20 protein-coding genes are annotated in these 22,273 nt (G+C 68.6%); 8 read left to right on the forward strand and 12 right to left on the reverse strand.

Features of this window, described 5'->3' with window-relative positions; translation table 11 throughout:
• Positions 1–55: 55 nt before the first annotated feature.
• Both sppA and KUV67_03950 read right to left on the reverse strand, forming a co-directional pair.
• A complete protein-coding gene (sppA, locus tag KUV67_03945) occupies positions 56–1,921 on the reverse strand; it encodes a signal peptide peptidase SppA (GenBank protein ID MBY6204017.1) in 1,866 nt (621 codons plus the stop codon).
• A 152-nt stretch (positions 1,922–2,073) separates the two neighbouring features.
• Complete coding sequence (locus KUV67_03950) at positions 2,074–3,537, reverse strand: MATE family efflux transporter (protein ID MBY6204018.1); 1,464 nt, start codon at positions 3,535–3,537, stop codon at positions 2,074–2,076.
• 89 nt (positions 3,538–3,626) lie between these two features.
• Between KUV67_03950 and KUV67_03955 the strand changes: the two genes are divergently transcribed.
• Together KUV67_03955 and KUV67_03960 are read left to right on the forward strand one after the other, a co-directional pair.
• On the forward strand, positions 3,627–4,142 hold the full coding sequence (locus KUV67_03955; protein ID MBY6204019.1) for a GNAT family N-acetyltransferase: 516 nt from the start codon (positions 3,627–3,629) through the stop codon (positions 4,140–4,142).
• The gene (locus KUV67_03960; GenBank protein ID MBY6204020.1) at positions 4,139–4,756 is read left to right on the forward strand and encodes a hypothetical protein; all 618 of its coding nucleotides are present in this window, start codon (positions 4,139–4,141) and stop codon (positions 4,754–4,756) included. The genes KUV67_03955 and KUV67_03960 overlap by 4 nt, the downstream gene beginning before the upstream one ends.
• A gap of 638 nt (positions 4,757–5,394) precedes the next feature.
• Here KUV67_03960 and KUV67_03965 read toward each other — a convergent pair.
• The 5 genes from KUV67_03965 to KUV67_03985 all read right to left on the reverse strand — a co-directional run bounded on the left by KUV67_03965 (position 5,395) and on the right by KUV67_03985 (position 12,546).
• Complete coding sequence (locus KUV67_03965) at positions 5,395–6,375, reverse strand: hypothetical protein (protein MBY6204021.1); 981 nt, start codon at positions 6,373–6,375, stop codon at positions 5,395–5,397.
• A 254-nt stretch (positions 6,376–6,629) separates the two neighbouring features.
• Positions 6,630–7,784 (reverse strand): class I SAM-dependent methyltransferase, encoded by a 1,155-nt coding sequence (locus KUV67_03970; protein MBY6204022.1) that lies wholly within the window; start codon positions 7,782–7,784, stop codon positions 6,630–6,632.
• A 7-nt stretch (positions 7,785–7,791) separates the two neighbouring features.
• Complete coding sequence (locus KUV67_03975; GenBank protein ID MBY6204023.1) at positions 7,792–9,159, reverse strand: M17 family metallopeptidase; 1,368 nt, start codon at positions 9,157–9,159, stop codon at positions 7,792–7,794.
• 293 nt (positions 9,160–9,452) lie between these two features.
• The gene (locus KUV67_03980) at positions 9,453–11,201 is read right to left on the reverse strand and encodes a phosphoenolpyruvate carboxykinase (GTP) (protein ID MBY6204024.1); all 1,749 of its coding nucleotides are present in this window, start codon (positions 11,199–11,201) and stop codon (positions 9,453–9,455) included.
• Between the two features lie 79 nt (positions 11,202–11,280).
• Positions 11,281–12,546, reverse strand: coding sequence for a 6-phosphofructokinase (locus KUV67_03985; GenBank protein ID MBY6204025.1), 1,266 nt, complete (start codon positions 12,544–12,546; stop codon positions 11,281–11,283).
• 194 nt (positions 12,547–12,740) lie between these two features.
• Between KUV67_03985 and KUV67_03990 the strand changes: the two genes are divergently transcribed.
• Positions 12,741–13,307, forward strand: coding sequence for an adenylate kinase (locus KUV67_03990; protein ID MBY6204026.1), 567 nt, complete (start codon positions 12,741–12,743; stop codon positions 13,305–13,307).
• 4 nt (positions 13,308–13,311) lie between these two features.
• Here the strand turns inward: KUV67_03990 and KUV67_03995 are convergent, their stop codons facing one another.
• The gene (locus tag KUV67_03995) at positions 13,312–13,581 is read right to left on the reverse strand and encodes a sulfurtransferase TusA family protein (GenBank protein ID MBY6204027.1); all 270 of its coding nucleotides are present in this window, start codon (positions 13,579–13,581) and stop codon (positions 13,312–13,314) included.
• 32 nt (positions 13,582–13,613) lie between these two features.
• On the opposite strand from KUV67_03995, the gene KUV67_04000 reads away from it, so the two are divergent.
• From KUV67_04000 to KUV67_04010, 3 genes are all read left to right on the forward strand, one after another.
• Positions 13,614–14,123, forward strand: a complete 510-nt coding sequence (locus KUV67_04000; protein ID MBY6204028.1) for a hypothetical protein — start codon at positions 13,614–13,616, stop codon at positions 14,121–14,123.
• A gap of 112 nt (positions 14,124–14,235) precedes the next feature.
• Positions 14,236–15,600 (forward strand): UDP-N-acetylmuramate:L-alanyl-gamma-D-glutamyl-meso-diaminopimelate ligase, encoded by a 1,365-nt coding sequence (gene mpl, locus KUV67_04005; protein MBY6204029.1) that lies wholly within the window; start codon positions 14,236–14,238, stop codon positions 15,598–15,600.
• Positions 15,593–16,195, forward strand: coding sequence for an LON peptidase substrate-binding domain-containing protein (locus KUV67_04010; GenBank protein ID MBY6204030.1), 603 nt, complete (start codon positions 15,593–15,595; stop codon positions 16,193–16,195). The genes mpl and KUV67_04010 overlap by 8 nt, the downstream gene beginning before the upstream one ends.
• 52 nt (positions 16,196–16,247) lie before the next feature.
• On the opposite strand, the gene KUV67_04015 is transcribed toward KUV67_04010, so the two are convergent.
• Positions 16,248–18,278 carry a hypothetical protein gene (locus KUV67_04015; GenBank protein ID MBY6204031.1) on the reverse strand — a complete coding sequence of 677 codons (2,031 nt, stop codon included), beginning with the start codon at positions 18,276–18,278 and terminating at the stop codon, positions 16,248–16,250.
• Positions 18,279–18,349: 71 nt separating this feature from the next.
• Between KUV67_04015 and KUV67_04020 the strand changes: the two genes are divergently transcribed.
• Entirely contained in the window at positions 18,350–19,171 is an 822-nt protein-coding gene (locus tag KUV67_04020) for an NAD(P)-dependent oxidoreductase (protein MBY6204032.1), read from the forward strand.
• 27 nt (positions 19,172–19,198) lie between these two features.
• On the opposite strand, the gene hemL is transcribed toward KUV67_04020, so the two are convergent.
• Together hemL and thiE are read right to left on the reverse strand one after the other, a co-directional pair.
• Entirely contained in the window at positions 19,199–20,500 is a 1,302-nt protein-coding gene (gene hemL, locus KUV67_04025) for a glutamate-1-semialdehyde 2,1-aminomutase (protein ID MBY6204033.1), read from the reverse strand.
• A 124-nt stretch (positions 20,501–20,624) separates the two neighbouring features.
• Positions 20,625–21,230: a thiamine phosphate synthase gene (gene thiE, locus KUV67_04030; GenBank protein ID MBY6204034.1), complete on the reverse strand. Its 606-nt coding sequence runs from the start codon at positions 21,228–21,230 to the stop codon at positions 20,625–20,627.
• An 84-nt stretch (positions 21,231–21,314) separates the two neighbouring features.
• Between thiE and KUV67_04035 the strand changes: the two genes are divergently transcribed.
• On the forward strand, positions 21,315–21,467 hold the full coding sequence (locus tag KUV67_04035; GenBank protein MBY6204035.1) for a rubredoxin: 153 nt from the start codon (positions 21,315–21,317) through the stop codon (positions 21,465–21,467).
• Positions 21,468–21,543: 76 nt separating this feature from the next.
• Here KUV67_04035 and KUV67_04040 read toward each other — a convergent pair whose 3' ends face one another.
• Positions 21,544–22,269, reverse strand: a complete 726-nt coding sequence (locus tag KUV67_04040; GenBank protein ID MBY6204036.1) for a metallophosphoesterase — start codon at positions 22,267–22,269, stop codon at positions 21,544–21,546.
• Positions 22,270–22,273 lie beyond the last annotated feature (4 nt).

The following is a 22,273-nucleotide window of genomic DNA, read 5'->3' on the forward strand; positions in this document are numbered from 1 at the left end:
AGAAAAAGGCCGGACGCGAACGCCCGGCCCTTGTCTCGATCCGCCGTCCGGCGGGTCAGTATGGCGCTTCGCACAGGCAGTGCGCGACGACTTCCGGCAGGTTCGGCCGGCCCGAGCGGGCCTCCGCGATGCGGTTCAGGTCATCGAGCAGCCGGCCGTAGAGATTCGTGCCGATCAGCCGCGACAGCGGGTTGACCGGCAGTTCCAGCCCGGCCTTGACCATTGCCTCGGCACCCATCCGGGCGAGGAACTCCTCGAAGGCGCTCATCTCCGGCTGGATGTAGACGCGGTCGTAGTCGTCGGACAGGCCGGCCATGCGGGCCGCCGCCTCGATCGCCTCTTCCAGCGTTCCGAGCTGGTCGACCAGGCCGCGGTCGCGCGCCTGGGCGCCGGTCCAGACCCGGCCCTGGGCGATGTCGTCGACCTGGTCCAGGCTCATGTCGCGGTGCTCGGCCACCAGGCCGATGAACTCGCGATAGCCATGCTCGATGATCGACTGGATCAGCGCGCCGACCGGCTCCGGCAGGTCGCGGTCGGCGCGGAAGCCGCCGGCGATCGGCGTGGTGCCGAAGCCGTCGGTGTTGATGCCGACGATCTCCAGCGTGTCCTGGAAGGTCGGGAAGAAGCCGAAGATGCCGATCGACCCGGTGATGGTGTTCGGATAGGCCCAGATTTCGTCGGCGCCCATGGCGATCCAGTAGCCGCCCGACGCCGCCACGTCGCCCATGCTGACGATCACCGGCTTGCCGGTTTCGCGCAGGGCCATCATCTCCTGGCGGATGATTTCCGAGGCGAAGGCGCTGCCTCCGCCGGAGTCGATGCGGAACACCACCGCCTTGACCACGTCGTCCTGCGCCGCGTCGCGCAGCAGTCGGGCAGTGGAATCGCCGCCGATCATGCCCGGCGACTGGCTGCCCTCGACGATCGAGCCGGCCGCCACGATCACGGCGACCCGGTCGTTGGCCAGCTCGGGCGTGCGCGGCAGCGCAAGAAACGCGTCCATGCCGATCTGACGGAAGCCCTTGTCATCGTCCGGTGCACCGCGCTCTGCCAGGGCCAGGCGTGCCTCCGGTCGGGTCACCAGGCGATCGACCCAGCCCGCGTCCAGCGCCGCGGCCGCGGCGTCGCCACCGGCCGCCTGCACCAGTTCGACCGGGTTCTGGGTCTGCTCGACGAGCCGCTCGATCGGCAGGCCGCGATTGGCCGCGATCATTTCCAGCATCTGCTGCCACAGCCCGCCGATCCAGTACTGTGCCGCCTCACGGTCGGCCTCCGACATGTCGTTGCGGATGTAGGGCTCCATCGCCGACTTGAACTCGCCGACCCGGAACAGGTTGACGTCGACCTTCGCCAGCTCCAGCGCATCGGCGAAGTAGTTGCGGAAGTACGCCATGCCCTCGATGATCACGATGCCGTCCGGGTCCAGCCAGACCTCGTCGGCCATCGATGCGAAGCCGTACTGGGCCTGGGTCATGGCGCCGGCATAGGCGATCATCGGCTTGCCGGACCGGCGGAAGCGCTTCACCGCCGCGTCCAGCTCGGTCAGCGTGCCGGGCGACACGCCCAGAAGCCGGTCCGTGCGCAGCAGCACCTGGACGATCCGGTCGTCGTCGGCGGCCAGCTCGAGCGCGCGGACCAGGTCGCGCAGGCGCGTCTCGGGCAGCTGCTGGCCCAGCGCTTCGTTCAGCGCCCGCTCGGCCGGAGTGCCCGTGTACTCCTCGACGATCACGCCGACCGGCGCGATCACCAGCGTGGTGTCGTCCTCGACCACGATGCGGTCGCCGGACACCAGGCCCCGGATCAGCAGCGCGAGGATCAGAAGGAACAGCACGTTGAACACGAACATGCGGAGCGCGGTCACGCCGCCCCAGAAGCCGGTCCAGATGCGCACGAGGAAATTCGGTCGTCGTTCGGTCGTCATTGAAACCTTTCCCGGTCGGAAGAAAATCGAGCCGCGCAAGGATCGCACGGCCCGGTCATGGAAGAATCGTGACCGGATTGTTTCAGCCGGGCCCTGCGACCGCAAGGGCCAGAAGTCAGGGCGCGCGGCGCGGCCTGCAGCCGCGGCGAAACTCAGGCCACGGTGGGCGGATCGGGCGGCCCGGGCGGCGGCGGAGGATTCGGCACCGGCGCCGGCTCCGGCGCATCGGCCAGCACCTTCCGACCGTGCCGGATGTAGGCGCCGGAGGCACGCCAGAAGCGGGTGCCGAGGAGCACCGCCGCGACGCTGAGTCCGGCGACCAGGCCCACCCACATGCCGTGCGGTCCCCAGTCGCGCCAGAAGGTCAGCCAGCAGCCCAGGGTCATGCCCACGCCCCAGTAGGAGACCAGGCTGTAGACCATCGGCCAGCGCGTGTCCTTCAGCCCTCGCAGCGCACCGGCCGAGGCCACCTGCAGGCCGTCGGAGACCTGGAAGATCGCGGCCCACAGGAGCAGGCTCGAGGCCAGCGCGACGACTTCCGCCTCGGCGGTGTACATCCGCGCGATCGGCTCGGCCAGCAGCAGCATCAGCGTGGCCGAGATCGCGCCGTAGGTCCCGGCGATGCCGATGCCGACCAGCCCGGCGCGCCGGGCGCCCTGGCGGTCCCGGCGGCCGACCGCGTTGCCGACCCGCACGGTGATCGCCCCCGACATGCCCAGCGGCACCATGAAGGCCATGGACGCGATATTGATCGCGACCTGGTGCGCCGCGATCGGCAGCGCGCCCAGCGTGGCGATCAGCAAGGCGGTGGCGATGAACAGGCTGCCCTCGAAGGACACCATGATCCCGATCGGAAGACCCACCGCCAGCAGCCCCCGAATCTCGCGCCAGGACGGCGGGCTGAAGCGCTCGAACAGCGCGAAGGGCCGGAAGCGCGGCCGCCATGCGATGTAGAGCCCCAGCGCGACGAACTGGACCCAGAACACGATCGCCGTGGCCCAGCCGCAGCCGACCGCACCCATCGGTTCGAAGCCCAGCTTGCCGAACATCAGCACGTAGTTCAGCGGTACGTTCAGGGCGATGCCCATCACGCCGATGTACATCGTCGGCTTGGTGTCGCCGGTGCCCTCGGCGAAGAAGCGCAGCACCAGCTGCCCGGTCAGCGCCAGCGCGCCCCAGCTGATCGCGTCCAGGTACCCCAGCGCCGTCGCCGCCACCGCGTCGTCGACATCCAGCAGGGCGACCACCCAGTCCATCTCGCGCATGGCGAAGAACACGAACACGCCCAGCACCAGGGCGATCCAGCCCGCCTGGCGCGTCATCTCCCCGGCCTGGCCCCGACGCCCGGCGCCGTCGAGCTGCGACACGGCCGGTGACACGGACATCAGCACGCCCAGCGACAGCAGGAAACCGGCCGCCCAGACCGACGACCCGACGGCGATCGCGCCGAGCGCCACCGTGCCCAGCCGCCCGGCCATCACCGTGTCGACGAAGTTCATGCCGAAGGACGTCAACTGGCCGATGATCAGCGGCGTGGCCAGCAGCAGCGTACGGCCGACCTCGTAACGGAGGCCGGTGCCTTCGGGGGCCGGGGGTGAGGGGGTGCTGCGATCCACGGTAGACTTCGATCCGGTCGGCCGGGCAGTGTAGCCGGTCAGCACACGGGAGTCCTCCCCTGTACATCGAACGCTGGCAAACCGACCGAATGGCCGCGACCCCGCTCGGGGCGGAGCATCTTGCCGATATCGACCGGCTGCACTCCGACCCGCAGGTGATGGCGTTCCTCTCGGCCGATGGGCGGCCGCTTCCCGAGAGCGTTTCGCGGTCTTCGATCGACGACGCGGTCGCCCACTGGCAGCAGCACGGCTTCGGCTTCTGGGCCTTCCACGACCGGCAGTCCGGCCGATTTCTCGGGCGCGGCGGCCTGAAGACCTACGTCCTCGACGGGCTCGACGGCAAGGCGCACACCGGACTCGCCTACGCGATCCGCTCGAGCGAGTGGGGTCGCGGCTTCGCCACGGAGATGGCGTCGGGAATCCTATCCCTTGCCTTCGGGCCGCTCGCGCAGGCGACCGTGGGCTCCTGGACCCTGCCGTCGAACCGGGCCTCGCAGCGGGTCATGGAAAAGCTGGGTTTCCGCTACCGCCGCGACTTCGACTTCGCCGGGCTGACGCACCGCTACTACGACCTCGACCGCGATCACTTCCGAGCCGTCAAATGAAGCAAACGCCGACGGAGCGCGCGGGATCCGCGGCTTCGCGGAACTTCAACCTCCTGCCCTTCGCCATCATGGCCGGCGGTTGGCTGGCGCCGATGGCGATGTTCCGGCTGCACGTATGGGGCCCGCTCCGGCCCTTCGACTACCCTCGGGGCGACCTCATGCCCGGCCCCTGGTTCGTGCTGCTCTCGGTCGGCGCCATCGGGCTCTGGCGGGTCCTGCCCCACGCCTACTTTCGTATCCGGCACTTCGAACGTCTCCAGCGACCCCACGACCGACTTGGCATCCGTACGTTCCGGAAATGGGTGCCGGACGGAGACCTGGCGAATCGATGGGCGCGTCGATTGGATCCGGGCCACCGCATCATCCGCGACCGTCGCACTGCCGAGGCATTCGTCGATCGGACCATCGACAGCGAGCGCGGCCACGTTGTCCTTCTTGCTCTTGGCCTGCTCACAGCAGGCCATGCGATAGCGATCGGGTGGACCGGTTGGGCGTTGTTCCTGACCTTCGGCAGCGTGGTGGTCAACGTCTATCCGATCCTGCTGCAGCGAGCCACGCGCGTTCGTCTCGAAGCGGCGCTGAGCCGCCCGAGTCGCCCACGTTGCAAGTTCTGAGAGGCCCGGGGAATGGTTCCGGAGCAAACCGGGGCGCCACGTAACCGCCGGATTCGCGCCCCTATGACTTGAGTCTGAACACCCCGTACAACTCCGCGATCCCCAGCGTCACCATGTCGTGCTGCTGGAGTTCGGGGGTGTATTCGACGACCGGGTCGGTGCGCAGGGCGAAGCGCCCTAAAACAAGGCCGACGATTGACGGATTCGAGTTTTACGCGGGTCCATGGATGGAGTGTAGTTTGGACCTTCTTCTCAAGAGTCCACTCGTACCCTAGACAACACGTGACCACCAGATTCGATCGACGACTCGGTGAGGGGCGTTGCCGCTAGCTAGCAGGAGGCCTAAGTAGCTTTTCTTCGCCACCCAGTTAGCAGCCTTCGGCCCTGTGGAGTTCTTTGGAGAAACTCAGCGACTCCGTATCCGTAAACTCCAAGAAGAACGGCCCAGTAGGCTTCAAGAATATAGAAAAAGGTCATCACGGCCATGACGACCAAAATTGTAAAGACGCTGGTATCAGACTTGTCTGCCATTTGCCAACTCCATATTTAAATTCCGCTTTCTACCCCCAACGGAAAGACGAAAAAATGCGGCCGCGTGAGCGCACCCAGCGACCGCAATATTAATCGATAATCGGCAGCTAGTACATCTGCGTGAACTGGCGGAAGCAGTTGGCGAAATTTTCTGAGTATCCGAGGCCCACGCAGCCCAGGCATGCAGCAGTCGACCCTGCACATCCCGGCGAAAACCCTCCGCCAACCACGGCCTGACCCAAGCAGCCCAAGGTCGCGCCGCAACTCGTTGCACATGCAATCCCGAGCGCTGGATCACTACTTAGCACGCCAATGATGGCGCCAGTCGCCCCAAGCGCAAGCATTGCACAGGATTCGAATCCTCGAGTCTGGCCATCCGCAGCCAATGCTTCTTGCATCATCGCAAAAACGACAGGGATCGCACTAGGCTCGCCATTAGATCGCGCACTCATCAAGGCGCCCGGAACCCTGTGGCCTGAGAGAACATCATGTTCATTCGCCAAGCCGACGATTTGCCTTTTGAGCTCGTCAACTGCTTCAACGCTTGCACTGTTGAAAAACGAATTGAAGTCTTCGGCCGGAGCCAAATAGGGGGTACCAGGAATGATGTCCGAGCGCTCAAACAAGGAGTCTGCGTCCTCGCCAGCCTCGTCACAAACCATGGCGCTCATCGGAATTTGCGCATTCGCTGAGAGAGTCTCGGAACGACCTACATCCAGCGACCCGTGGTATCGGGCGCTTAGCTCAAGAACATCAAGTACCGAGCTAATGGTGAGCTCCGCGACTCGATCGAGATAGCGAGCACTCAACGCAGAAACGCCATGACCCGAAATGTAGGAGACCTCTGCCAGATCTTTCGCTCCAGCATCGCGGCCCACAAGCCGAAAATTCCGGCCGTCTGCCGAAGAACAGACTTCCCACTCGCGAATCGATCGAGTGCTCGAAACTGCGGCGGAATGATATGTGCAATGCAACGATTCGATTTCTGAAGTCACTGAACTTGCCTGTTCAGCGTCAACAGTTTCGCTACTCAGCGCAAGAGCCGCAACAGGCAAAACAAGCAAACCAAAACACCTGATTCCCACCATCTCTACACTCCTTTGTTTCGAATGCTTAAGATTGAAAACCGAAGGCGAAACCACGCCTTCGCACAACGCGAGTCCTGCACCAGGACTCAGGCACTAATGCCCGATCAGGCTATTGCCATTTGTTGCTTGCGTCATGCGCAAAAGTACGAAAAATGAGTAGGAAATAAACTAGGCGTTGGGTAGGAACTTTTCCTACAGCATGAGGCTTAGGAAATCGTGGGAAAGGATCGGACCAGAAACGACCCTGAGGAGACTCACGCGACCAACCTGAACACCCCGTACAACTCCGCGATCCCCAGCGTCACCATGTCGTGCTGCTGGAGTTCGGGGGTGTATTCGACGACCGGGTCGGTGCGCAGGGCGAAGCGCCAGGGTTCGAAGCCCATGCCTCGCAGTTCCTGTTCGAAGTCGGGCAGCTTGATCGGGTTGAGCTCCGTGTACCACTGCCAGTACTGCTCGGGCGGGGACTTCTCGCCGGCCCGGTCCATGTAGCGCGGGGTGCCGGCGAGGACGCGTCGCTGCAGTTCGTCGCGGTCGAGCTTCAGGTGGATCCACGGGTCGTCGAAGAACTCGCCGAGGTGGTTGCCGGCCGAGCCGTAGAACAGGCCCGGGTGGGCGAAGAACAGGCCGCCGGGGCGCAGCACGCGCTTGATCTCGGCCAGGGTCTGCGCATAGCCGCCGGCAATATGCTCCAGCGAGCCCCAGGACAGCACGACGTCGAAGCTGTCGTCGTCGAGCTGCAGGTCGTTTCCATCGTCGGAACGGAACTCGATGCGGGATTGCCGGACCAGCTCCGGCGGCAAATGGTGGTCTTCGCAGATCGCCGGCAGGCGTTCGTAGCCCTTGAAGGGATCGACGGCGACGAAGCGTTTCGGCTGCCTTCGCAGCGCGATGCCGAGATCGGTGATGCCGTCGCCGCAGCCGACGTCGAGCACGTCGCCCTGCAGCTTGGGGTGGCCGGCGAACATGAGGTCCATGACTACCCGCGCGGCGTGGTCGAAGTGGCGGTAGAACCAGTTGCTCATGCCCTGCGACCAGCTGAGCTGCTCGATCGGAACGGTGCCCGAATAGCTGCCCAGGCGCCAGCTCGAGGCGTGCTCGGCCGGGGCGTCGACCTCGAAGGTGACCGGCTCGGCATGGCGTCGGCCGTCGGGGCCGCCGGTCGACGCGATGACGTCGAGCCGGGTGCCGGTCGGCCAGGCCGGATCGGTCGGTGCTTCGAGCCGGAACCGGCCGCGCGGCAACCACGCCGGGTCGATACCGGCCGCGCCGAGGTGGCGATCCTCGATGCTGCCGTCCGGCCGGGTGATGCGCAGGTGTGCATCGACATCGAACACGGCCGGTGCGGTGACCTCGAGTGCGACGACGCCGAAGCCTTCGGCGCTTGCGATCAGACCCGCCTCGCTCATCGAGCGATCACCGCCCGTAGGTCCGCTCGAGCCAGGCAATCATCGCGCGCAGCGTCTGCGCCTCGCCGCCGGCCGGTCGGCCCGGCCGGTCGGACAGGTTCCACGCATAGATGTCCAGGTGCATCCAGTCGACGCCCTCGGGCACGAAGTGGTCCAGGAACAGCGCCGCGGTCAGGCTGCCGCCGTAGCTGGTGGTGCCGGTGTTCGACAGGTCGGCGATCTTCGGCTGGATCTGCTCCTTGTACGGCGTGTACAGCGGCATGTGCCAGAGTGGATCCTCGACCTCGAAGGCCAGGTCCTGGATCGCACGCGCCTGCGCATCGTCTCGTGCGTACAACGGCGGCAGGTCCTCGCCCAGGGCGACGCGCGCGGCACCGGTCAGGGTGGCGAAGTCGATGATGCGCGACGCGCCGTCCTCGCCGGCCAGGGTCAGCGCGTCCGACAGCACGACGCGGCCTTCCGCATCGGTGTTGCCGATCTCGATCGTCGTGCCGTTGCGCGTCGTGACGATGTCCGACGGGCGGTAGGCATTGCCGGCGATCGCGTTCTCGACCGCCGGGATGTAGACCCGCAGGTGGACCTTGATGCCGAGCCGCATGATCAGCTCGGCCAGGCCGAGCACGTGCGCCGCACCGCCCATGTCCTTCTTCATCAGGACCATGCCCGAGCCCGGCTTGATGTTGAGGCCGCCGGAGTCGAAGATCACGCCCTTGCCGACCAGCGCCAGCGAGGGGTGCGACGCGTCGCCCCAGGCCATCTTGATCAGGCGCGGGCCGCGCGACGCCGCCTGGCCGACCGCGTGGATGGCCGGGAACTCGCGCTCCAGGTCGTCGCCGTGGACGACCTTGAAGGAGGCGCCGTGGGTGCGCGCCAGGGTCTCGGCTTCCTTCGCCAGTTCGCCCGGGCCGAGGTCGGCGGCCGGGGTGTTGACCAGGTCGCGGACCCGGAACAGGGCGTCGCGAAGAATCTCCAGCCGCCCGATCCTGTTGCCGGGCACGACCAGCGCGGCGCACGGTCGATCGCCCTTCTTGTAGCGGTCGAAGCGATAGTGGCCCAGGGCCCAGCCGACGGCCAGGTCGTCGAGCGCGTCGTCGCCTGCCTCGGCCGTGGCGCCGTCGACCCCGTAGTCTCCTTCGGGCAGCTGCGCCGGCAGACCGGCCAGCGTCCACACCCGCCCCTGCTGCGGGCGACCGACCAGCACGCGCGCCAGCCTGCCGTCGCCGTCGGGCACCTGGAGGACCGTGCCGGGCTTGCCGGTGTAGCCCGTGGCCTCGATCCAGGACCGGGTCAGGCCGTCGCCGACGGAGGCGAGCGAGTCGGGGGCGACGAGTGAGATCGGGATGACGCGATCGGCGTCGGATGCGCTACGGAACATGACGTTTCGCGGGTTCGGGGAAGCCCGCAAGGATAGCGCACCGGGCGGAAACGAGGGACGTCGGGCAGGGGAAAGGGATTGGGGGGAAGGAGCCGGTGGTCACGGGCGAGGGGGATCGTCCACACCGGCGCATTGATGACGATACGGAAACGACCCGCCGAGGGCGGGCCGTTTCGATGGAGCCGGGCGGTTCGGAATCCGCCGGAATGACGGCGCGGAGGGCCGGGAGCGGCAGAGACTCGGCCTGACCGCGCTCTACTCGTCCCTGGCCCCTCGTCCCTGTCCCCCGCCGTCTAGCCCAGCTTTTCCCGCATCGCTTCCAGCTCGTCGACCAGCGCCTTCGGCACGCGCGGATCGAAGCGGGCCAGGTGGCGCTCGACGTCGTCGAGTTCCTTCGCCCAGGCGCCCGCATCCACGGCCAGCAGCGTGTCCATGTCGGGATTGGCGTCCAGGCCCTCGGTCGAGATCGCGCCGGGTTCCGGAAGAAAGCCCACGGGGGTTTCGACGGCGCCGGTCTCGCCGGCGCAGCGACCGAGCACCCACTCGAGCACGCGGAGGTTCTCGCCGAAGCCGGGCCAGATGAACTTGCCGTTCTCGTCGCGGCGGAACCAGTTGACCTGGAAGATCTTCGGCGGGTGCTCGAGCGTCTCGCCGACCTTCAGCCAGTGGCCCCAGTAGTCGCCGAAGTGATAACCGCAGAACGGCTTCATGGCCATCGGGTCGCGCCGGACCACGCCGACCTTGCCGGTCGCGGCCGCAGTGGTCTCCGAGGCCATGCTGGCGCCGAGGAAGGTGCCGTGGGTCCAGTCGCGCGCTTCCATCACCAGCGGCGCCAGCGTCGCGCGCCGGCCTCCGAAGATGATCGCGTCGATCGGCACGCCCTTCGGATTCTCCGCCGCCTCGGTGTAGGTCGGGCACTGTTCCATCGATACGGTGAACCGCGAGTTCGGGTGCGCCGCCTTCTTGCCGGAGCCCGGATCGTACTTGTTGCCCTTCCAGTCGAACTTCGGGATCCGCTCGTCGAGGTCTTCCCACCAGGGTTCGTTGGTGTCGGTCACGGCCACGTTGGTGAAGATCGCATCGTGGTCGAGCATGGCCAGTGCATTCGGGTTGGTCTTCGCCGAGGTGCCCGGCGCGACGCCGAAGTAGCCCGCCTCGGGATTGATCGCGTAGAGGCGGCCGTCCTCGCCCGGGTGCAGCCAGCAGATGTCGTCGCCGACCGTGTGGATCTTCCAGCCGGCCGACTTGTACGGCTCCGGCGGAATCAGCATGGCCAGGTTGGTCTTGCCGCAGGCCGACGGGAAGGCCGCGGCCACGTAGCGCGTCTCACCCTCCGGGCTCTCGATGCCGACGATCAGCATGTGCTCGGCCAGCCAGCCCTCGCTGCGAGCCTGGTAGCTGGCGATGCGCAGCGCGTGGCACTTCTTGCCCAGCAGCGCATTGCCGCCGTAGCCCGAGCCGTAGCTCTGGATCTGCAGCTCTTCGGGGAAGTGCATGATGAACCGTCGGTCCGGGTCCAGTTCGCCGGTGGAATGCAGACCGCGGACGAAGGTCCCCTCGCGCTCGATCCGCGCCAGCGCGTCGTCGCCCATGCGGGTCATCTTGCGCATGTTGGCCACGACGTAGGGGCTGTCGGTGATCTCCACGCCGAGCCGGGAGAACGGCGATTCGATCGGTCCCATGCAGTAGGGGATCACGTACATCGTCCGGCCTTCCATGCAGCCGGCAAACAAGCCGTCCATCTTCCTGTGGGCCTCGTCGGGCGACATCCAGTGATTGTTCGGGCCGGCGTCGTCCTCGTCGGTGGTGCAGACGAAGGTCAGGTGCTCGACGCGGGCGACATCGTCCGGGTCCGAACGGTGCAGGTAGCACTCGGGGTGGGTGGCCTGGTTCAGTTCGATCAGGTCGCCGCTGTCGAGCATGCCGTTGATCATCGACGCGTTCTCTTCCGAACTGCCGGTGCACCAGTACACCTCGTCGGGGCGCGTGAGACGTTCGACGGAGTCGACCCATTCGGACAGGGCGTTGAGCTTGGTGGTCATTCGATCTTCCAGGTGGATGTGGGTTTGGATGCTCGATCTGCTCGCAGGAGCTTCGAAGACAGCGCGCCCCCGGGCGCGCTCAGGCCGGCGTGAACGGGTCCAGCCGGGGCTTCACGGGGTGGAGCGTCGGCCGGAAATACTTCGGCAGGCCGTGTTCGTCGTAGGGCGGATAATCCTCGCCGCGAACCAGCGGTTCGAGGTAGCGCCGGGCCTTCTCGGTGATCCCGAACCCGTCGTCGGAAATGTAGTCCGCGGGCAGGGTCTTCTCGTGATTGGCGATATCGCCGAGCGGCGCGCTCGCGATCGTCCACTCATAGGGCTCGTCGGAGATGCGCCGGATCACCGGCATCACACCGGTCTGCCCGGCGCGTGCGAACTCGACCGCGGCACGCCCGACCGCGCGGGCATGGGCGACGTCGGTAGCCGACGCGATGTGCCGCGCCGAGCGCTGCAGGTAATCGCAGACCGCCCAGTGGACCTTGTGGCCGAGGTCCTCGCCGACGATCCCGGCGACCACCGGTGCAACGCCGCCGAGCTGCTTGTGACCGAAGGCATCGGTGGTTCCGGCGTCGGCCAGGAAGGTGCCCTCTGCATCCCGCGCGCCCTCGGAGACGACCACGGAGCAGTAGCCGTTGGTGGTCACCGAGCGATCGACCGCCTTGCAGAACGCTTCGCGATCGAACGACACCTCGGGAAACAGGATGATCTGCGGCGGATCACCTTCGCCGCGCCGCGTCAGCCCGGCGGCGGCGGCGATCCAGCCCGCATGGCGGCCCATCACTTCCATGATGAAGACCTTGGTCGAACTCGACGACATCGACATGACGTCGAGGCTGGCCTCGAGGATGGACACGTTGACGTACTTGGCCACCGAGCCGAAGCCCGGGCAGTTGTCCGTGACCACGAGATCGTTGTCGATGGTCTTCGGCACGCCAAGGGCCCGCAGCGGATAGCCGAGTTCTTCGGCCATGCGCGAAATCTTGTACGCCGTGTCGGCCGAGTCGTTGCCGCCGTTGTAGAGAAAGGTGCCGATGTCGTGCGCGTCGAGCACGGCGACCAGGCGCTCGTACTCGCGCCGGTTGTCGTCCAGGGATTTCAGCTTGTAGCGGCAGGACCCGAAGACGCCCCCGGGGGTGTGGCCCAGCGCGACCAGGTCGTCGGCGGAAAACGACGAGGTGTCGATCAGCCGCTCCTCGAGCGCCCCGATGATGCCGTCGGCGGCGCCGAAGACCGTGCCGAAGTCGTCCGGGTACTCGCGCGCGGTCTCGATGACCGACGCCGCGGTGGCGTTGATGACCGGCGTGACGCCGCCGGACTGGGCGTAGAGGATATTGGTCCCGGGCATTTCGATCCGGTGGTGGCTTCGCTTCCCGAGCAAGGATAAAGCAATTCGGGGGGCGATTCCGCGATCGGGACGCCCGAGGGGGCTTCGTGACGGGCCCGGCCGCGCACCCTCGAGCCGGGTCCCGCAGATTTGACTTGCCGGCGGGGTCGGGCTACCTTTAGCCGCTTGTCCAGCCGCACCCGAACCCTCTACCGATGCGCATCGTACTTCTCGGCCCCCCGGGCTCCGGAAAGGGAACCCAGGCCGCCCTCCTCCGCGACCGTCTCGACCTCGCCCACATCTCGACCGGCGCGCTGCTGCGCGACGCCGTGGAGCAGCAGACGGAGCTGGGCCGGGAAGCCCAGCGCTACATGGACGCCGGCAACCTGGTCCCGGACGACCTGATGCTGGGCCTGATCGAGGAACGACTCGGCCAGCCCGACGTCGCCAACGGATTCATCCTGGACGGCTATCCGCGCAACCTGGCCCAGGCCGAGGCCCTGGACGTGGTGCTGAAGCGCATCGGCCAGCCGGTCGACGTGGCCGTTTCCGTGACCGTCAACGAGCAGGAGATCGTCGACCGCCTGAGCAAGCGCGCCGTCGAGGAAGGCCGCTCGGACGACACGGAGGAGGTCATCCGGAACCGCCTGCGGGTCTACGCCGAACAGACCGCTCCCGTGGCCGGTCACTACGCCGCCCGCGGCCAGTTGCGCGAAATCGACGGCATGGGCTCGGTCGACGACGTCCAGCAGCGCCTGCTGGATGCGCTGCAGGCCGACTGACCGCTCAGTCGCCTGCCCGGCGAATCCGGGTGCGGCGCACGCCGTCCGTCTCGACGCTTTCGACCCACTCGTGACCGCCCCGGTCGCACAGGATCCGCAGGTCGACTTCGGCCAGCGGATCGTCCGTGACGATCTCGAGCAGCGCACCCGGCCGCATCTGCGCCAGTGCCTTGCGCGCGCGCAGCGCGGGCTCGGGGCAGATCAGGCCGACCGCATCGACGTGTCGATCGACCCCCTGCTCGACCCCGGTCGTGCCGTCTGGTTCCGATTCCATCGCCCTATTCTGCCCTGCCCGGCGGCCCGCCGATGAACGCCTGGCTGGCGCTCGTCGTCCGGATCGCGCTGCTGCGCGCCGGACCGCAGGACCTGCCGGCCTCCTCGGCGGCGCTGTGGCTGGCGATGGCGCTGTGGTGGGGCTTGACCGGCGCGATGCTGCTGTTCGCTCCGGACCCGCCTCCGGTGCGCGACGTACTCTTGACCTTCGCCCTGCAGCTGGCCTCGATCCAGGTGGTGCTGGCCCTCGCGCGGCGCCCGGCGCGGTTCGGCCAGGTCGCCCAGGCCCTGTTCGCGACCGGCGCACTGGTCGGCCTGCTCAATCTCCCCCTGTGGCTGGCGGCCGGCCCGGCCGACGGGGCGGCGGCGATCCCCGGTCCGCTGGTCGTGCTGGCGCTGATCGGCCTGTTCTGGAGCCTGGCCGTCGATGGCCACGTGTGGCGCCACGCGCTCGAGCTTCCGTACGCCGGCGGGATCGCGGTGGCTGTGCTAGTTTTCCTGCTCCAGATCATCGCGCTCGAAGCGGTCGGCATCGGCCCCTGACGCCCCGCACGACCGCTCGAGAATCGAAAAGCGAGAACCGGGTGCCGAAGCCGACGACTTGCGGACGAATTGCGGACGAATTGCGGACACCCCGAGACCCCACTGAGGCCTTATGAAACTCCACATCCTCGGCATCTGCGGCACCTTCATGGGCGGCATCGCGGCGCTGGCGCGGGCCGACGGCCACGAAGTCTCCGGCCAGGATGCCAACGTCTATCCGCCGATGAGCACCCAACTCGAGAACCTCGGCATCGAGCTGCACGAGGGCTACTCGGCCGAGGCGATCCCGGACGACGTCGACCAGGTCGTGATCGGCAATGCGCTGAGCCGCGGCAATCCGGCCGTCGAACACGTGCTGAACCGGCGCATGGACTTCGTCTCCGGCCCGCGCTGGCTGGGCGAGAACTACCTCGCCCGGCGCAAGGTGCTGGCCGTGGCCGGCACCCACGGCAAGACCACGACCGCCAGCCTCGCGGCCTGGATCCTCGAACACGCCGGCCTGGAACCGGGCTTCCTGATCGGCGGCATTCCGAGCAATTTCGACATCTCGGCCCGCGCCGGAGGCGACTGGTTCGTGGTCGAAGCCGACGAGTACGACACGGCCTTCTTCGACAAGCGGGCCAAGTTCGTCCACTACCGACCCTCGATCGCGATCCTGAACAACCTGGAGTTCGACCACGCCGACATCTATCCGGACCTCGCCGCGATCGAGACCCAGTTCAACCACCTGCTGCGCACCGTGCCAGGCAACGGCAGCATCATCCACAACCAGCACGACGCCAACCTCAAGCGGGTGTTCGAAAAGGGCTGCTGGAGCGAGCGCGCCTCCTTCGGCATCGAAGGCGATGTCGAGGCCGACTGGCGGGTCCGGCTCGACGAGCCGTCCGGCCGCCAGCTCACGTTCTTCCGCGGCGACGACGAGATCGGCACGCTGGAATGGGCCCAGAGCGGCCGCCACAATGCGCTGAACGCGGTGGCCGCGATCGCCGCCGCAGCGGCGGCCGGCGTCGATCCGCAGACCGCGGTGGCCGCACTGGGCGAGTTCCGCGGCGTCAAGCGGCGCATGGAGTACCTCGGCGATGTCGGCGGCGTGCACGTCTACGACGACTTCGCCCACCACCCCACCGCCATCCGCCTGACCCTGGAGGGGCTTCGGCGCTCGATCGGCGCGGCCCGCCTTCTGGTCGCCCTGGAACCGGCCAGCAACACCATGCGCGGCGGCCACCACCTCGACCAGCTGGCCCCGGCGCTGGCCGCGGCAGACTACGTCGTGATGCACTCGGCGGACACGCTGGACTGGGACCCGAGCGAGGTGTTCGACAAGCTCCAGGCCGGCGGCCGCTTCCGCCGTCAGCTGAGCAACGTGCTGTCCGACCTGCGCGAGAACGCGCGGCCCGGCGACCACGTGGTGTTCATGAGCAACCGCGGCTTCGGCAACGTGCAGCAGCGATTCCTGAACGGCGACAGCGGTGACTGACGCGCTCGACGAACTGGCGCTGTTCCCCCTGCAGCTGGTGCTGTTTCCCGGCGCGCCGCTACCCCTGAGGATCTTCGAAACCCGGTACCTGGAACTGGTGCGCGACTGCTCGCGCAGCGGCCAGGGCTTCGGCGTGGTCATGCTCGATCCGGCCACGGACCAGCGGACCGCGCGCCACGCCTCGATCGGCACGGAAGCCGTGATCGAGGACTTCTCGACGCTGGAAGATGGACTCCTGGGGATTCGGGCCCGCGGCACGCGCCGGTTCCGTATCCACCACACCTCGGCCCGCGACAACGGCCTGCTGATCGGTCACGTCGAGTGGATCGCGCCGGAACCCGCCCGCTCGATCGGGCCGGAGTTCGCCGCACTGGAAAGCCTGTATCGCGAACTCGTCGCCCGCCTGCCCGCCGCGGAACTGCCCGAAGTCGAAGCGGACAACGCCAGCCAGCTCGGCATGGCGCTGGCCGGGATTCTGCCGCTCGACCCGCCCCAGGCCCAAGAGCTGCTGGCGGTCTCCGACCCGGAGGAGCGTCTGCGCGCCCTGTGCTGGTTGCTCGGCCCGGACGACGCGAGCGACGCCGTGCCCGACTGAGCCGCCCCCCGGCGGCCGGTTCGCAAGCCGGGAACGTCCGGTCGGCTCGCGCTCAGGGGGTCGGGTCGGGTGCTTCGCGGTCCACTTCGTCGCGTCGGGCATCGGCGCGCAGGATGTCTTCGTCGCCGTCGCGCCGCCAGCGCCAGTCCGAGCCCGCTCGACGCAGCGCATCGATGCCCTCGTCGCTGCGCGACGCATCGCGCCGCCAGGTCGCGAACAGGCCGGCCACGGTGGTCGGGGTCACGACCCGCACCTGGATGAGCCAGACCGGCCGGCCGTCGGGCGTCAGCTGCCAACCGGATCGCCAGGCCCGCAGCACCGCCCAGCGATCGTCGCCCAGCGGCAGGCGGCGGGCGACCTCCTGGGTCCGGCCGTTGAAGTCGCGCGCGAGGTGCGGCAGGCGATCCGCATCGACGCGCCGGGCCAGCACCGCCCGGATCGCCCGGACCCCCAGCGGCGGAAGGGGCTGCCAGTCCGCCTCGTCCAGCGCGTTGCGCAGGACCTCGGCATCGGCCGCGACCTGGGCGTCGAACACCTGCCCGCCGGGGTCGCCGAACACGGTCCGACGACGCGGCAACTCGGTGCCGTCGCAGTCCCGGCCCCGGGACCACCAGCAGGATTCGGCCACGGATCGGACCGGCGGGCCCTGCTGCTGGCCCTGGAGCACGCGCGAATACCCCATGCCGTTGGCCACCACCGAGCCGCCGGCGGCGAGCAGAACGAACACCGCGACCAGCGCCCAGGCCGAGCGGGTCCGGGCCGGACGGGCCCGGACCCGGTAGGCGATGCCGACCAGCGTGAGCCAGACCACCGCCAGCGCCGCGGCGACGCCCAGCGCGTACAGGTCGGCCCGGCCGAGGTACAGGCGGGCAAAGCCGATCAGCACCAGCGCAGCGGTCGCGGCCAGGTACAACCACTTGCGCTGGGTGGCGGCCAGGTCCTTGGCCGCGATCACGGCCAGGAATCCGTGCATCAGGACCAGCGAGGCGAAGGCGACGTCGGGCCGGGCGACCCGCATCGGCAGCAGGCCGAGCAGGCCGTACAGCCCCTGCGCCAGCGCCGTCCCCAGCACCACCGCGAGCAGCCAGTGAACGAGGGCCACGGAGCGGCCCGCGGCGGCAAGGAACAGGGTCACGCCGAGCCCCAGGGCAACCGCCACCGGCGCCGATCCGGCCAGGCCGAGCACCACGAACAACGGATCGGCCAGCGGGGTCCGCAGGCTGCCCGACAGGGTTGCCGCACCGGTCACCGTGCCGACCGCCTCGGACAGCGCCGGCGGTGCATTGACGATCGCCAGCGTCAGCACCGCGAGCAGGGCCGTGAACGACAGCAGCAGCATGGCCGCCAGACCCAGCACGGGAATCACTTCGCGCTGGCCGGGCACCAGCAGCGGTCCGGCCAGGCGGCCGAAGCGAGGGTGCCGTCGCAACCAGCCGCCCAGCCGCTTGAACCACCAGGTGCTGCGCCGCGAGCCCCAGGCGTAGGCGCCGCGGACCAGCGAGACCAGCAACCAGCCGCCGAGCACGGCCAGCAGCAGCAGCACGACGACCCGGGTACCGAACTCCGCGGCCACCTCCAGCGATTGGCCGAACAGCGCGCCGGGAATCACCATCGCCGGCGCCCAGAGCAGGGACGCAATCACCATGCGCGGCACGAACGCCGCTGCCGGCATGCCCAGCGACCCTGCGACCACGGGAACGATCGGTCGCACCGGCCCGACGAAGCGGGCGATGAACACGCTGCGGCCACCGTGGCGACGGAAGAAGGCCCGTCCCGAATCCAGCCAGCGCCCGCTGCGCGAGGTCGGAGGCAGCGCGGCCAGCCGGTGCCGGTAGCGGCGGCCCAGGGCGTAGCTCAGGCCGTCGCCGGCCATCGCGCCGAGCGCGAACGCCGCGCTCATCGCGACCATCATCGAAGGATTCCAGCCGACCAGCGCGGCAATGAGGAACAACAGGAAGATGCCCGGCACGAGCAACCCGACGATGGCAGCGGCCTCGACGAACGCCACCAGGAAGCCGGCCGCCAGCAGCAGCCCGGGCGATGCGGCAAGCTGCTCGGTCATCGTCTGCAGGGCGTCACGCACTGCGGTCTCCGGGCAAGCGGGACCAGCGGCTACACTGCCGTCCTGGTCCGCATGCAATTCGGTGAGACATCATGAGCACCCTGTCCGGAAAGACCCTGTTCATCACCGGCGCGTCGCGCGGCATCGGCGAGGCGATCGCGCTGCGCGCCGCCGCCGACGGCGCCAATGTCGCGATCGCGGCGAAATCCGACCGCAAGCATCCCAAGCTGCCGGGCACCATCCACAGCGTGGCCGAAGCGGTCGAAGAGGCCGGCGGGAAGGCCCTGCCGCTGAAGGTCGACATCCGCGACGAGCAGGCGATCGTCGATGCGATGCAGCGCACGGCCGATGCCTTCGGCGGCATCGACATCCTGGTCAACAACGCCTCGGCGATCTATCTCGCGCCGACCGACGCGGTGCCGATGAAGCGCTTCGACCTGATGTTCGGGGTCAACGTGCGCGGCACCTTCGCGTGTTCCCAGGCCGCGCTTCCGTTTCTCGAACGCTCCGACCACGCCCACATTCTAAATCTGTCCCCGCCGCTGAACATGGACGCCAAGTGGTTCGCGCCGCACGTGGCCTACACGATGGCCAAGTACGGCATGAGCCTGTGCGTGCTGGGCATGGCGCGCGAGTTCGAGGATCGCGGCATCGCCGTCAACGCCCTGTGGCCGCGCACGGTGATCGCCACCGCCGCGCTGCGCATGCTCGGCGATGCGGTCGACCCGAAGAACTGCCGCAGCCCCGCGATCATGGCCGACGCCGCGCACGCCGTGCTGTCGGCAAGCCCGGACGCCCGCAGCGGCGAATTCCTGATCGACGAGGACGTTCTCCGCGCGAACGGAGTGACCGACTTCGAGCGCTACGCGATCGAGCCCGGCCAGCCGCTGGCGCCCGACCTCTTTCTCGACTGAGGCGACCGGCCGGGGGCCGGGGCCGGCTCAGCTCCGGTCTGCCGCGATCGCCGTCAGCACGGTCCTGGCCGCCGCGATCGTGTCTTCGACCTCGCGTTCGCCGTGGGCGCTGGATACGAAGCCGGCCTCGAAGGCCGAGGGTGCGAGGTAGACGCCCTCGTCGAGCATGCCGTGGAAGAAGCGCTTGAACAGGTCCAGGTCGCAGGCCGCGGCCTGCTCGAAGTTCTCGACCCGCTCCCGCTCGGTGAAGAACAGGCCGAACATGCCGCCGACCGCGACGGTGGCCATCGGCACGCCGGCGTCACGCGCCGCGCCGGCGATGCCTTCCGTGAGCCGGAGCGTGGTCGCGGTCAGCGCATCGTAGAAGCCGGGCGCGGTGATCAGGTCCAGGTTGGCGAGCCCGGCGGCCATCGCGACGGGATTGCCCGACAGCGTGCCGGCCTGGTAGACCGGCCCCTCGGGCGCGATCATCCGCATGTATTTTTCCTTGCCGCCGAAGGCGCCGACCGGCATCCCGGCGCCGATGACCTTGCCGAAGCAGCTGAGGTCGGGCCTGACGCCGTAGAGCTGCTGCGCCCCACCGAGCGCGACCCGGAAGCCGGTCATCACCTCGTCGAACAGCAGCGCGCTGCCGTACTCGTCGCACAGCTCGCGCAGGCCTTCGAGGAAGCCCGGCTTCGGCGGCACGCAGTTCATGTTTCCGGCCACCGGCTCCACCGCCACACAGGCGATCTCGTCCGGGTACTGCTCGAACAGCGCGCGGACCGAGTCGAGGTCGTTGAAGGTCGCGTTCAGGGTCAGCTCGGCCAGCGCCGCCGGCACGCCGGGCGAGGTCGGAACGCCGAGGGTCTGTGCACCGCTGCCGGCCTTGACCAGGAAGCTGTCGGCATGACCGTGATAATTCCCCTCGAACTTGATGAACCGATTGCGGCCGGTGGCCGCGCGGGCGAGACGGAGCGCGCTCATCGCCGCCTCGGTGCCGGAGTTGACCATCCGCACCCGCTCGAGGCCCGGGACCAGGTCGCACAGGCGCTCGGCCATGGTCACTTCGTTCGGGCTGGGCGTGCCGAAGCTGAGACCGTTGGCCGCGGCGCGCTGCACGGCCTCGATGATCGCCGGGTGGGCGTGGCCGCAGATCATCGGCCCCCAGGACCCGATGTAGTCGATGTAGCGCTGGCCGTCGACGTCGAACAGGCAGGCCCCTTCGGCACGCTCGAAGAAGACCGGATCGCCGCCGACCCCGGCGAAGGCCCGGACCGGTGAATTGACGCCGCCGGGGATGCGGGCCCGGGCGCGGAGGAACAGTTCGTGACTCTGGGTGTGATTCATCGCAGGATCGCCTTGTTCGAAGGGCAGAGTGTGAGGCGCCCAAGGGTACTGGACCGACCGGGCGACTGCATCGACGATGCGTACTTCACCGACACCAGGACCGGTGGCTGCCGCGCGGCCGGGATCAGACCATGGACGGATACGCGCGCACCCGCGCGGCGACGTCGGGCGCGGCGAACACGTCGGACAGCACCGCGACCCGGTCGGCGCCGGCGGCCAGCGCCTCGGCGGCGTTGTCGGCCGTGATGCCGCCGATCGCGACCACCGGCCGGCCGAAGCGGCGCGCCCGGCCCAGCACGTCGAGGGGGCAGCGGACGGCATCGGGCTTGGTCGGCGACGCGAACACCGCGCCGAAGGCCAGGTAGTCGGCGCCGGCCGCCGCGAGCCGCTCCGCCCGCTCCAGGTCGTCGTAGCAGGACGCGCCGATCAGCGCATCGGCCCCGAGTCGATCGCGCGCCTCGGCCAGGGAGCCGTCGTCGCGCCCGAGGTGGACCCCGTCGGCGCCGACGGACCGGGCCAGGGCCGGGTCGTCGTTGATGATCAGGCGCGCGCCGGTCTCGCGGGTCAGTGCGCGCAGCAGGCGCGCAGTTTCCGGGTCCGCACCGGCCTTGGCCCGGTACTGCAGCCAGTCGACGCCGGCCGCCAGCGCGGCCCGACAGCGGCGCAGCAGTTCGTCGCGGCCGAGACCGTCGGGAGTCAACAGGTACAGGGAGGACGGGCGTGAGCGCATCGGCGATGCCTTTTCATTAGAATGTCGCGCTGATCGACGTCTCGAAGGATACCCGTGAGCGAAGCTGAACCGTTCAAGAAGTGGATGTGCGTGGTCTGCGGCTGGATCTACGACGAGGAGCTCGGCGACCCCGATTCCGGCCTGGCCCCGGGAACGCGCTGGGACGACGTGCCCGAATCCTGGGTCTGCCCCGACTGCGCTGCCGGCAAGGAAGACTTCGAGATGGTCGAATTCTGATCGGTCGGTCGGGCCTGCCCGTCCGGGGGCTTCGATGCCCCGCTCCCCCGGTCGCAGAATGGATCCGGGGCTTCCCTCAAACGCCGATCAGGCCGCTGGACCAGCGTCCTCCGTCCTCCAGCACGAACCAGCGCGCCATCGGCGCCGCCTCGCCGGGCGTGAAGCGCGGCATGCCCGCCAGGCTGTTCGCCGCCGCCGACGGAGCGGCCAGGCACGCGATGCCGCGATGCCGACCGCGGAACCGCTGGTGGACGTGACCGAAGGCGACGAAGCGAACCCCGCCCGCCGCCTCCGTGGCGTTCCAGAACGCGTCCGGCTCGACCAGCGGTACCTTGTCGATCCAGGCCGCGCCCACCGGCACGGGCTGGTGGTGCACGAAGATCCCGACCGGCCGCATCCCGTCGAGCCGCTTCAACGGCTCGAGGCGCTCCGGCGTCAAGCGCCCGGCAGGCTCGTCCACCCACGCCGAGTCCAGAAGCACCAGTTGCCAGTCCCCCGCCTCGATCACCGGCCCGGCGTCCCAGCCGGCCGCGTCGAAGGGGTCCTGCATCCGTGACCGGTCGTCGTGGTTGCCCGGAAGCCACGCGACCGGGCAGCCGAAGCCCGAGGCCCAGTCGACGATACGCTCGTAGCTGGCCGGGCTGGCGTCCTCGGACAGGTCGCCGGTAAGCACCAGCCGGTCCGGCTCGAAGGCCTCGACGGCCGCGCTCAGGCGATGGAGGTTGCGCTCGGCGGATTGGCCGCGGTAGTCGGCGCCGGGGTCGGCGGCCAGGTGGCAGTCGGTGACCTGCAGCACGCGCACCGGC

The organism is Halomonas denitrificans (assembly GCA_019800895.1).
Classification (GTDB): Bacteria; Pseudomonadota; Gammaproteobacteria; order Xanthomonadales; family Wenzhouxiangellaceae.

Bases quoted from the DNA above. Each gene is read 5' to 3' on its own strand.
- KUV67_03955 (MBY6204019.1), top strand. From the start codon at position 3,627: ATGGCCGCGACCCCGCTCGGGGCGGAGCATCTTGCCGATATCGACCGG.
- KUV67_03975 (MBY6204023.1), bottom strand. From the start codon at position 9,159: ATGTTCCGTAGCGCATCCGACGCCGATCGCGTCATCCCGATCTCACTC.
- KUV67_03970 (MBY6204022.1), bottom strand. From the start codon at position 7,784: ATGAGCGAGGCGGGTCTGATCGCAAGCGCCGAAGGCTTCGGCGTCGTC.
- KUV67_03995 (MBY6204027.1), bottom strand. From the start codon at position 13,581: ATGGAATCGGAACCAGACGGCACGACCGGGGTCGAGCAGGGGGTCGAT.
- mpl (MBY6204029.1), top strand. From the start codon at position 14,236: ATGAAACTCCACATCCTCGGCATCTGCGGCACCTTCATGGGCGGCATC.
- KUV67_03965 (MBY6204021.1), bottom strand. From the start codon at position 6,375: ATGGTGGGAATCAGGTGTTTTGGTTTGCTTGTTTTGCCTGTTGCGGCT.
- KUV67_03990 (MBY6204026.1), top strand. From the start codon at position 12,741: ATGCGCATCGTACTTCTCGGCCCCCCGGGCTCCGGAAAGGGAACCCAG.
- KUV67_03980 (MBY6204024.1), bottom strand. From the start codon at position 11,201: ATGACCACCAAGCTCAACGCCCTGTCCGAATGGGTCGACTCCGTCGAA.
- sppA (MBY6204017.1), bottom strand. From the start codon at position 1,921: ATGACGACCGAACGACGACCGAATTTCCTCGTGCGCATCTGGACCGGC.
- thiE (MBY6204034.1), bottom strand. From the start codon at position 21,230: ATGCGCTCACGCCCGTCCTCCCTGTACCTGTTGACTCCCGACGGTCTC.
- KUV67_03960 (MBY6204020.1), top strand. From the start codon at position 4,139: ATGAAGCAAACGCCGACGGAGCGCGCGGGATCCGCGGCTTCGCGGAAC.
- KUV67_04035 (MBY6204035.1), top strand. From the start codon at position 21,315: ATGTGCGTGGTCTGCGGCTGGATCTACGACGAGGAGCTCGGCGACCCC.
- KUV67_04000 (MBY6204028.1), top strand. From the start codon at position 13,614: ATGAACGCCTGGCTGGCGCTCGTCGTCCGGATCGCGCTGCTGCGCGCC.
- KUV67_04020 (MBY6204032.1), top strand. From the start codon at position 18,350: ATGAGCACCCTGTCCGGAAAGACCCTGTTCATCACCGGCGCGTCGCGC.
- hemL (MBY6204033.1), bottom strand. From the start codon at position 20,500: ATGAATCACACCCAGAGTCACGAACTGTTCCTCCGCGCCCGGGCCCGC.
- KUV67_03985 (MBY6204025.1), bottom strand. From the start codon at position 12,546: ATGCCCGGGACCAATATCCTCTACGCCCAGTCCGGCGGCGTCACGCCG.